Consider the following 9,513-nt stretch of genomic DNA (forward strand, 5'->3'; position numbering starts at 1 on the left):
CCCCGATGTGCCGGGTGCTCGGCCGGACCTAATGTGCTGGCCATGGCTTCGCTCCGCACCGCTCCCCGGCCGCGCACGGGTCTCCGGCCGCGCAACGTCTTCCGGCCCCGCACGGGTTTCCAGGCACGCGGCGTGGTGGCCGCCACCGCGGCCACCGCCCTCATCGTGCTCGCCGGGTGTGACACCCTCTCGTTCCGCCGCCTCGACTTCGACCAGACCGAGCGGACGAAGATCACCAAGATCACCGTGGACGACGACGGCGCCGGCGACGTCGTGGTCCGGGCCAACGGCCCCACGGACCAGGTACGCGTCAAGCGCGTGGTCCGCTACCAGGGCGACGAGCCGAACAGCCGGTACGAGATCAAGGGCGACGAACTGGTCCTGCCCACCGACTGCGGGCACCGGTGCAGCATCTCCTGGGAGGTGACCGCGCCGCCCGGCGTGGTGGTGCGCGGCGGCACCGGCTCGGGCAACGTCGACCTCAGCGACGTCGGCGCGGTGGAGTTCACGCTCAGCTCCGGCGACCTGACCGTCCGGGGCGCCACCGGCGAGGTCCGCGCGTCCACCACGTCGGGCAACATCCGGGTCGTCCAGGCGGCCGGCCCGGTGCGGCTGCGGGCCCGCTCCGGCGACATCGAGGCCCGCCGGCTCGCCTCCGCGATCGACGCGGAGACCACCTCCGGCAACATCGTCGTCGAGCTGGACCAGCCGGCACCGGCCCGGGTGCACGCCACGAGCGGAGACGTCGACCTGGCCGTACCGGCGGGCCGCTACCGGGTGCGCGCCACCGCGACGTCCGGCGACACCGACGTGCGCGTCACCGACGACCCGACCGCCTCGGTCCAGCTCGAAGCGTCCGCCACCAGCGGCAACGTCACGGTCAGCACCCGCTGAGCCGACGGCGTCCGGCCGGGTGACTGCTCCACGCACCCCGCCCTCACCTCGGCGATCATGAGGTTGGCGGCGACAAATCGGGCACGAACTGCCGCCAACCTCATGATCAACGGGGACAGGCGGGCGGGCGGTCGCGGACGTCGCGCGGACCGGAGCCGTACCCGGTGGTGGCTCAGCCGGGCGCGTCCCGCCGGGACGCCGGGGCGGGGCGCACGGGGGTCTCGGCCGGGCGGCGCGGCGCCGGCACCCGGGCGCCGACGCTGACCAGCGCGTCCTCCGCCCCGGCGGGGGCCGGGCTGGCCGGGGCGGCCGCCGCCCGGTCGGCCACGGTCCGCCGCGCCTTGCCGGGGATCAGTTCCGGGGTACGCCGGGCGGCCACGTCCTCGACCCAGCCGACCATGAGCGTCACCACACCGACGAGCGCGAAGACCAGCCCCACCCGCAGCCACAGACCCACCGGGTCACGCGGCGACCAGCCGACCAGGCCGACCAGCGGGGTGAGGAGCACCACGAACGGCATGTGCCAGAGATAGACCGTCAGCGCGCGCCGGTTCACCACCGTGACCGCCCGGCCGAGCGCCGGTACGCGGTCGACCCAGGTCACGCCGGCCGGCGCCCGGCCGATCGCCACCAGGATGAACGCGGCCGACCAGAGCGCGTTGCCGAGCGGGATGTCGTTGATGTCGTACCCGCGCGGGCCCGAGTGGGTGACGATCCAGGCGAGCCCGGCGGCGCCGACCACAGCGGCGACCGGCAGCAGCACCCGGTTGCGCATCCGGCGCAGCATCCCGTCGTGGTGGGCGAAGCCGAGCAGCCAGGCGCCGAAGTAGAGGCCGAACTCACGCAGCACCGTCGGCGGGTTCGCCAGGACACCGGCCTCGATCGCGACCAGCAGCAGGTACGGGGCGGCGAGCGTGGGCAGCGGCGCCCGGCGGAACAGCCACAGCACGAACGGTGAGGCGAGGACGAACCACAGGTAGTCCCGCAGGTACCAGATCGGGCTGAGCGCCAGCCCGCCCCAGTAGTTGGCCGGCGGGTCGCTGATCGGGAAGAGCCAGAGCAGCACCTTCGGGCCGAACGCCAGCCCGGTGAGCAGCATGGCCGGTACGAAGACCGCGGCGACCACCCACAGCGACGGCAGGAGGCGGCGCAGCCGGCGGCCGACCGCGCGTACCCCGCTTCGGTCGAGTGACGCCGCCATCAGCGACCCGGCCAGGGCGAACATCACCGACATCGCCGGGAACACCAGCGTGAGCGTGGCGTAGCCGGTGACGTGGTAGGTGACGACGCGCAGGATGGCCAGGAAGCGGAGCAGGTCCAGATAGCGGTTTCGCATCAGCTCACGGCGGGGTCCGGGGGCAGAGACAATGGTCCCTACCCTGCTCCCGGACGCTGTGAAACAGCCACGAACACCTATGGAAAGTGAGATGTCCCATAGGTCTGGCTGATCCTGATCATGCCGCCATCGGCCGCCCCGGCCCTGGCGTCAGAAGCCGAGCTTGCGCAACTGCTTCGGGTCGCGCTGCCAGTCCTTCGCCACCCGTACGTGCAGGTCGAGGTAGACCCGGGTGCCGAGCAACTCCTCGATCTGCCGCCGGGCGGTGGTGCCCACGTGCTTGAGGCGGCTGCCCCGGTGGCCGATGACGATGGCCTTCTGGCTCGAGCGCTCCACGTACACGTCGGCGTAGATCTTGGTGAGGTTGCCCTCCGGGATCATCTCCTCCACCACCACCGCGATGGAGTGCGGCAGCTCGTCGCGTACGCCCTCCAGCGCCGCCTCGCGGACCAGCTCGGCCACGAGGACCTGCTCCGGGTCGTCGGTGAGCATGTCGTCCGGGTAGAGCTGCGGCGACTCGGGCAGGTAGCCGGTCATCACGTCGACGAGCGTGTCGACCTGGTGCCCGGAGACCGCGCTGACCGGCACCACCGCGGCGAACTCGCCCAGCTCGCTCACCGCGAGCAGCTGCTCGGCCAGCCGCTTCTTGTCGACCAGGTCGGTCTTGGTGACCACCGCCAGCACCGTGGCCTTCAGGCTGGCCAGCTCGCCGGTGATGAAGCGGTCGCCCCGCCCGACCGGCTCGTTCGCCGGGACGCACAGGCCGATCACGTCGACCTCGCTCCAGGTCTCCCGGACCAGGTCGTTGAGGCGCTCGCCGAGCAGCGTCCGGGGGCGGTGCAGGCCCGGGGTGTCGACCAGCACGAGCTGCGAGTCCGGCCGGTGCAGCACCGCCCGGATGATGTGCCGGGTGGTCTGCGGCTTGTTCGAGGTGATCGCAATCTTGGTGCCGACGATCGCGTTGGTGAGCGTCGACTTGCCGGCGTTCGGCCGCCCGACGAAACAGGCGAAACCGGCCCGGTAGGGGCGCGCCTCGGGCGTGGTCACTCGACCACCGTGCCGAGGACGGTGCCGTCCGGCGCGGCCACGTGCACCGGCGCGTCGGCGGACAGGTCACGCACCGCGGCGTGCCCCGCCCCGTCCAGCGTCGACGCCTCGGTCACCACCACGGCGGCCTCCAGCCGGCTCGCGCCCGCCGCCACCGCCGAGGCCACCGCGAGCTGGAGCGCGGTCAGGGTCAGCGACGGCAGCGCCACGCTCGCCGCCGCGTACGTCCGGCCGTCCTGGTCGCGGACGGCGGCGCCCTCCACGGCCGCCACCCGGCTCCGCGCGCCCCGGGCCAGGACGACGAGCTTGGCGTCCTCGGCGCTCAGCTCCGCCGGGTCGGCGGGGGTGGGCAGGGCAGCCGGTACGGCGGGTGAATCAGGCATCGGCGGGTTGCCTCTCCTCGGAACGGTTGTTGTCGCCACGCGAATCGGGCGGCTCGCTTCGGTTGGTGCCCTCCGGCGCGTCACCCCGGTCGACCCGGCTCACCAGAACCGTGTCGATCCGGTTGCGCCGGCCGGTGGTGCCCTCGGCCACCAGCCGCAGCCCGGCCACCTCGGCCTCGGCGCCCGGGATGGGCACCCGGCCGAGCGCCTGGGCGAGCAGGCCTCCGACCGTCTCCACCTCGTCGGTGGGCAGCTCGGTGTCGAACAGCTCGCCCAGATTCTCCACCGGCAGCCGCGCGGTCACCCGCACGGCCCCGTCCGGCAGGTGCTCGATCGGCGGGCGCTCGACATCGTACTCGTCGGTGATCTCTCCGACGATCTCCTCCAGGATGTCCTCGATGGTGACCAGGCCGCCGGTGCCGCCGTACTCGTCGACCACGATGACCAGGTGGTTGCGGGCCGCCTGCATCTCGGAGAGCAGGTCGTCCACCGGCTTGGACTCCGGCACGAACGTGGCCGGGCGCATCAGCTCGGCCACCGGCATCTGCCGGGCGCCCTGGTCGCCCTGCACCCGCCGGATCAGGTCCTTGAGGTAGAGCACACCGAGCACGTCGTCGACGTTCTCCCCTATCACCGGGATGCGGGAGAAACCGGAGCGCAGGAACAACGCCAGCGCCTGCGCGAGCGTCTTGCGTTCCTCGATCCACACCATCTCGGTACGCGGCACCATCACCTCGCGGGCGATGGTGTCGCCGAGCGCGAAGACCGAGTGGATCATCTGGCGCTCGCCGTGCTCCACCACCCCGCGCTGCTCGGCCAGGTCGACCAGCTCCCGCAGCTCCACCTGGGTCGCGAACGGCCCCTCGCGGAAGCCCTTGCCGGGGGTGACCGCGTTGCCGATCAGGATCAGCAGCGACGCCAGCGGGTTGAGCGCGCGGCCCAGCCAGCGCACCAGCGGCGCGACCGCGCGGCCGACCGCGTAGGCGTGCTGGCGGCCGATCGTGCGCGGGCCGACGCCGACGACGACGAAGCTCACCACGGTCATCGCGCCGGCGGTCACCAGCGCCGCCCGCCAGCCCGCGCCGAACGTGTCGACAGCCACCAGCGCGACGAGCGTGGTGGCGGTCAGCTCGGCCAGCAGGCGCAGCAGGAGCAGCAGGTTGAGGTGGCGGACCACGTCACCGGCGACCGCCTGGAGGGCACGCCCGCCGCGGGCCCCGTCCCGGGTCAGCTCGGCCGCGCGGGCCGGGGAGACGGCGGCCAGCGCCGCCTCGGTCATCGCGATCAGGCCGGCGAGCACCACCAGCCCGGCGGCGAAGAACAGGAGTTGAAGATCGGGCAGACCGGCGGGGGCACGGACCGCCGCCAAGGCGTCCATCACCGCGACCGGGTCGACCGCCAGCTGGCCAGCAGCCGGGCCTGGAGGCCGAACATCTCCCGCTCCTCCTCGGGCTCGGCGTGGTCGTAGCCCAGCAGGTGCAGCACGCCGTGCACGGTGAGCAGGTGCAGCTCGTCGGCGGCCGAGTGTCCGGCCGCGGCGGCCTGCTTGGCCGCCACCTCCGGGCAGAGCACGATGTCGCCGAGCAGCGCCGGCTCACCGCCGGCCGGGCTGCTCTCGCCCGGGCCGTGGTCGACGCTGCCCTCGTCCATGGGGAAGGCGAGCACGTCGGTCGGGCCGTCGCCACCCATCCACCTGTGGTTCAGCTCCGACATGTATTCGATGTCGACGAGCAGCACGGACAGCTCGGCGAGGGGGTTGACCCCCATCTCGTCGAGGGCGTGCCGCGCGACGGCGAGCACGGCGTCGGTGTCGACGTCGACACCCGACTCGTTGGCGATCTCGATGGACAACTGTCTTCCTCTGATGATGTGACGGCTTGCGCCGGCGGGTCAGCGGCGCCGGCCGGCCCGGCCGCCCTGGGCGGTCCGCCCCGGTACGGCGTGCACGCTCTGCGCCTGCTGGTTCTCCCGCTCGGCGTCCCAGCGGGCGTACGCGTCGACGATCTCGCCCACCAGCTTGTGGCGCACCACGTCGGAGCTGGAGAGCTGGGCGAAGTGCACGTCCTCGACGTTGTTCAGGATCTCCCGGACCACCCGCAGGCCGCTGGTCGTCCCGCCGGGAAGGTCCACCTGGGTGACGTCACCGGTTACGACGATCTTGGAGCCGAAGCCGAGCCGGGTGAGGAACATCTTCATCTGCTCGGGCGTGGTGTTCTGCGCCTCGTCCAGGATGATGAACGCGTCGTTCAACGTCCTTCCGCGCATGTATGCCAGCGGCGCCACCTCGATCGTGCCGGCGGCCATCAGCTTCGGGATGGTCTCCGGGTCGAGCATGTCGTGCAGCGCGTCGTAGAGCGGGCGCAGGTAGGGATCGATCTTCTCGTTCAGGGTGCCGGGCAGGAAGCCCAGCCGCTCCCCCGCCTCGACCGCCGGCCGGGTCAGGATGATCCGGTTCACCTGCTTGGCCTGCAGCGCCTGCACGGCCTTCGCCATGGCCAGGTAGGTCTTGCCGGTACCGGCCGGGCCGATGCCGAAGACGATGGTGTGGGCGTCGATCGCGTCGACGTACTTCTTCTGCCCCAGCGTCTTGGGACGGATGGTGCGGCCGCGCCGGGAGAGGATGTTGAGCGTCAGGACCTCGGCGGGCCGCTCGGCGCCGCCCTGCTCGAGCATGCCGACGGTACGCCGTACCGCGTCTGTGGTCAGGGTCTCGCCTTTCTCGATCAGTTCGAGCAGCTCACTGAAGAGGCGCTCGGCGAGGGCGTTGTCGGCGGGGGCGCCGGTGATGGTGATCTCGTTGCCGCGGACGTGGACGTCGCTGTCGATCGAGCGCTCGACGAGCCGCAGGATCTCGTCGCCCGCGCCGAGCAGGTTCACCATGATCTTCTGGTCGGGGACCGTGATCCTGGTCTGCACACGCGGCGTGCCGGGAGGTGGGGTGCCGGTCATAGGTCGGGCCCGTCGGGCCCTGCGCCACCTGCTCTCCGCTTCTCGGGCGCCGGGCCCTGGTGGCGCGGCGAACGGTTACCTCCCATCGTATCGGGTCGGCACCGTACGCACCGCGCCCATTTCCGGTGCTCGCCGGTCAGTCGCCGACGCGGAAGTCGTACCCGTCGAAGGTCTCCTGGGTGCGGGTGAACCGGTAGGTCGCCCAGTGCATCCGGACCACCACGCCGCGCTCGTCGCGGGTCAGCCGCAGCAGCTCCCCCACCTCGCGGCCGGAGACCGTGCGGAACACGTCCGGCCGGTCCGGCAGCGGCGCGAACACGGCGGGCGGCTTCCCGGCCGGGTCGTCCGCGCCACGCGCCCGCAGCGTCCCGTCGTGCCAGGAGAAGACGTACTCGAAGCCCTCGCCCCACCAGCGGCCCAGCACGCCGCGCAGGTGGTCCGGGGCGGGCGGGCCGGGACGCCACGGCTCGATCTCCGCCGGGTCGTGCTCGGCGGCGGCGGCCAGCAGCCGGTGGGACAGGTCGAACACCTCCACGCCGGTGCCGGACGACCCGAGCACGGCGGCGCCCATCGCCCCGGCGGTGCCCTGCCCGCCGCGCCGCCCGTAGACGGCGGCGAGGAATCCGGGCATCGCGCCGTCGTGGCCCACGTGGGTCACCCGCTCCGGCTGCGGAACCAGGATCAGCCCCAGCCCGAAGCCGGCCGCCCAGACCGACTCGTCGGTGGGGGTGAGCGGCCAGCGCATCTCCTCGACAGTCGTCGCGGCGAGCACCGCGCCGTCCGGGTCCACCGCCGCCGGGTCGGCCAGGAACGCGGCCCAGCGGGCCATGTCCGTCGCGGTGCTCCAGAGCTGCGCGGCGGGGGCCACCGCGCCGAAGTCGGCGGGTGGTTCCGGGTGGGCCTCGTCGGAGTACGCGTCGACCAGGAACCCGGTCGCGGCGCGCTCGGTCGGGTGCGGGCCGGTGGCGGTCAGCCCGAGTGGGCCGAGCACCCGGTCGGCCAGCACCTCGGCCCAGGTGCCGCCGCGCAGCCGGGCGACCGCCTCGCCGAGCAGCGCCAGGCCGAGGTTGGAGTAGTGGAAGCGCCGGCCGGTGGGCAGCACCCGCTCGACCCGGGCCAGGTCGGCCAGCATCTCGTCGACGGCCGGGGCGCGCAGGCTGTCCCACACGTCGCCGTGCGGCTCGCGTTGCAGGCCGGCGGTGTGCGACAGCAGCCGGCGTACCGTCGCCTCGCCGTGCGCGGGCAGGTCGAGGTGCCGCCCGATCGGGTCGTCCAGGTCGAGCAGGCCGTCGTCGCGGCACTGCATGACGAGCGCCGCGGTGAAGGTCTTGGTGACCGAGCCGATCCGGAACACCGTCTCCGCCCCCAGCGGGGTGTCGTTGCCGGTGTCGCCCACCGTGCAGGTCCAGAGCGGCCGGTCGGCCCGGTGCAGGGCGGCCGACACCGCCGGGATCCGCCCGGTGGCCTGCGCCTGGCGCACCATCCGGCCGAGCCGGTCGGAGACGTCGGTCATCGGCAGAGCATCGGGCCGAGCGGCGCGCCGCCGAGCAGGTGGGCGTGCACGTGGAAGACCTCCTGGCCGCCGTACGGGCCGGTGTTGAACATCAGCCGGAACCCGTCCACGGTCAGGCCCTCCTCCTCCGCCACCACGGCGGCGGTCTGGAGCACCTCGCCGGCCAGCTCGGGCGCGCCCTGGGCCAGCGTGGCCACGTCCGCGTAGTGCTCCTTCGGGATCACCAGCACGTGGGTGGGCGCCTTCGGGTCGATGTCCCGGAAGGCCAGGGTGGTGGCGGTCTCGCGGACGATGGTGGCCGGAATCTCCCCGGCGACGATCCGGCAGAAGAGGCAGTCCATCGCAGCAGTGTAAGGACGGGCGCCCCGAGCGTGGCGGGGGCACCGCCGGGCGGACCGGCCCGATACGGCAGGATGGCCGCCATGTCGGGACGGGCGGTGCTGGTGACGGGGGCCTCGCGGGGCATCGGACGGGCGGTGGCGCGGGCGTTCGCCGCCGGCGGGGACCGGGTGGCGATCCACCACCGGGACTCGGCCGAACTGGCGGAGCGGCTGCGCGCCGAACTGCCCGGCGACGGGCACGTGGTGGTACGCGCCGACCTGGCCGACGCCGACGCGGTACGCGCCATGGTGGACGAGGCGGCCCAGCGGCTCGGCGGTCTCGACGTGCTGGTCAACAACGCGGGCGTGTTCGGGCCGGCCGATCCGCCGCACCCGGTCTTCGAGAGCAGCTACGAGCAGTGGCGGGCGCGGTGGCGGGAGGTGCTCGACACCAACCTGGTCGGCGCCGCCAACGCCGCCTGGTGCGCCGCGCAGCACATGCGCGAACGCGGGGGCCGGATCGTGAACGTGTCGTCCCGGGGCGCGTTCCGGGGTGAGCCGGCCAACCCGGCGTACGGGGCCAGCAAGGCCGGGATGAACGCGATGGCCCAGTCGCTCGCGGTGGCGCTGGCGCCGTACGGCATCGGGGTGGCCTGCGTGGCGCCCGGCTTCGTCGAGACCGACATGACCAACGAGCACCTGAAGAGCGAGCGGGGCGAGGCGGTACGCGCCCAGTCCCCGTTCCAGCGGGTGGCCCGGCCGGAGGAGATCGCCGCGGCGGTGCACTGGCTCGCCAGCCCCGAGGCCGAGTGGGCGTCCGGCACCATCATCGACCTCAACGGCGCCTCCTACCTCCGCTCCTGACCCACCCTCCCCCCGACTCCGCGATCTTGCACTTTTGGCCCCGACAAAGCCCCACAGAAAGGGCGTGACGAGGGCCCAAACTGCAAGATCTGTGAAGGTGGCTGTCAAGTGGTGGCTTCGAGGGTGCGCCAGATTTGGCGGGCTATGTAGCGTTTGAGGCTGCGGGTGATCTCGGCTGGGGTGCGGCCTTCTGTGGTGCGGCGGTTG

At 73.1% G+C, this 9,513-nt stretch carries 10 protein-coding genes; 2 read left to right on the forward strand and 8 right to left on the reverse strand.

Annotated features, from left to right (window positions below):
* The first annotated feature begins 42 nt into the window (after positions 1-42).
* A complete protein-coding gene (locus M8C11_RS28680) occupies positions 43-894 on the forward strand; it encodes a DUF4097 family beta strand repeat-containing protein (protein WP_252454500.1) in 852 nt (283 codons plus the stop codon).
* Between the two features lie 172 nt (positions 895-1,066).
* Here the strand turns inward: M8C11_RS28680 and M8C11_RS28685 are convergent, their stop codons facing one another.
* The 8 genes from M8C11_RS28685 to M8C11_RS28720 form a co-directional block, all read right to left on the reverse strand.
* Positions 1,067-2,230: an acyltransferase gene (locus M8C11_RS28685; protein WP_252454502.1), complete on the reverse strand. Its 1,164-nt coding sequence runs from the start codon at positions 2,228-2,230 to the stop codon at positions 1,067-1,069.
* Between the two features lie 150 nt (positions 2,231-2,380).
* The gene (gene era / locus M8C11_RS28690; RefSeq protein WP_043329016.1) at positions 2,381-3,277 is read right to left on the reverse strand and encodes a GTPase Era; all 897 of its coding nucleotides are present in this window, start codon (positions 3,275-3,277) and stop codon (positions 2,381-2,383) included.
* Positions 3,274-3,660 carry a cytidine deaminase gene (locus tag M8C11_RS28695; RefSeq protein ID WP_252454504.1) on the reverse strand — a complete coding sequence of 129 codons (387 nt, stop codon included), beginning with the start codon at positions 3,658-3,660 and terminating at the stop codon, positions 3,274-3,276. Before M8C11_RS28695 ends, era begins: the two co-directional genes overlap by 4 nt.
* Positions 3,653-5,062: a hemolysin family protein gene (locus M8C11_RS28700; protein WP_199733337.1), complete on the reverse strand. Its 1,410-nt coding sequence runs from the start codon at positions 5,060-5,062 to the stop codon at positions 3,653-3,655. Before M8C11_RS28700 ends, M8C11_RS28695 begins: the two co-directional genes overlap by 8 nt.
* A complete protein-coding gene (ybeY, locus tag M8C11_RS28705) occupies positions 5,038-5,511 on the reverse strand; it encodes an rRNA maturation RNase YbeY (RefSeq protein ID WP_091421737.1) in 474 nt (157 codons plus the stop codon). Before ybeY ends, M8C11_RS28700 begins: the two co-directional genes overlap by 25 nt.
* A gap of 39 nt (positions 5,512-5,550) precedes the next feature.
* A complete protein-coding gene (locus tag M8C11_RS28710; protein WP_091421739.1) occupies positions 5,551-6,609 on the reverse strand; it encodes a PhoH family protein in 1,059 nt (352 codons plus the stop codon).
* A gap of 136 nt (positions 6,610-6,745) precedes the next feature.
* The gene (locus tag M8C11_RS28715; RefSeq protein ID WP_252454506.1) at positions 6,746-8,122 is read right to left on the reverse strand and encodes a serine hydrolase; all 1,377 of its coding nucleotides are present in this window, start codon (positions 8,120-8,122) and stop codon (positions 6,746-6,748) included.
* Positions 8,119-8,463, reverse strand: coding sequence for a histidine triad nucleotide-binding protein (locus tag M8C11_RS28720; protein ID WP_013475524.1), 345 nt, complete (start codon positions 8,461-8,463; stop codon positions 8,119-8,121). The genes M8C11_RS28715 and M8C11_RS28720 overlap by 4 nt, the downstream gene beginning before the upstream one ends.
* 81 nt (positions 8,464-8,544) lie before the next feature.
* Here M8C11_RS28720 and M8C11_RS28725 point away from each other — a divergent pair, with 81 nt between their 5' ends.
* A complete protein-coding gene (locus tag M8C11_RS28725) occupies positions 8,545-9,306 on the forward strand; it encodes an SDR family NAD(P)-dependent oxidoreductase (RefSeq protein ID WP_252454508.1) in 762 nt (253 codons plus the stop codon).
* The last annotated feature ends 207 nt before the right edge of the window (positions 9,307-9,513 follow it).

It is taken from the genome of Micromonospora sp. CPM1 (genome assembly GCF_023896895.1).
GTDB classification, from domain to species: domain Bacteria; phylum Actinomycetota; class Actinomycetes; order Mycobacteriales; family Micromonosporaceae; genus Micromonospora; species Micromonospora tulbaghiae.

Coding starts and splice junctions, on each gene's coding strand:
- M8C11_RS28710 (WP_091421739.1), bottom strand. CDS start 6,609: ATGACCGGCACCCCACCTCCCGGCACGCCGCGTGTGCAGACCAGGATC.
- M8C11_RS28695 (WP_252454504.1), bottom strand. CDS start 3,660: ATGCCTGATTCACCCGCCGTACCGGCTGCCCTGCCCACCCCCGCCGAC.
- M8C11_RS28685 (WP_252454502.1), bottom strand. CDS start 2,230: ATGCGAAACCGCTATCTGGACCTGCTCCGCTTCCTGGCCATCCTGCGC.
- M8C11_RS28680 (WP_252454500.1), top strand. CDS start 43: ATGGCTTCGCTCCGCACCGCTCCCCGGCCGCGCACGGGTCTCCGGCCG.
- M8C11_RS28720 (WP_013475524.1), bottom strand. CDS start 8,463: ATGGACTGCCTCTTCTGCCGGATCGTCGCCGGGGAGATTCCGGCCACC.
- M8C11_RS28715 (WP_252454506.1), bottom strand. CDS start 8,122: ATGACCGACGTCTCCGACCGGCTCGGCCGGATGGTGCGCCAGGCGCAG.
- M8C11_RS28725 (WP_252454508.1), top strand. CDS start 8,545: ATGTCGGGACGGGCGGTGCTGGTGACGGGGGCCTCGCGGGGCATCGGA.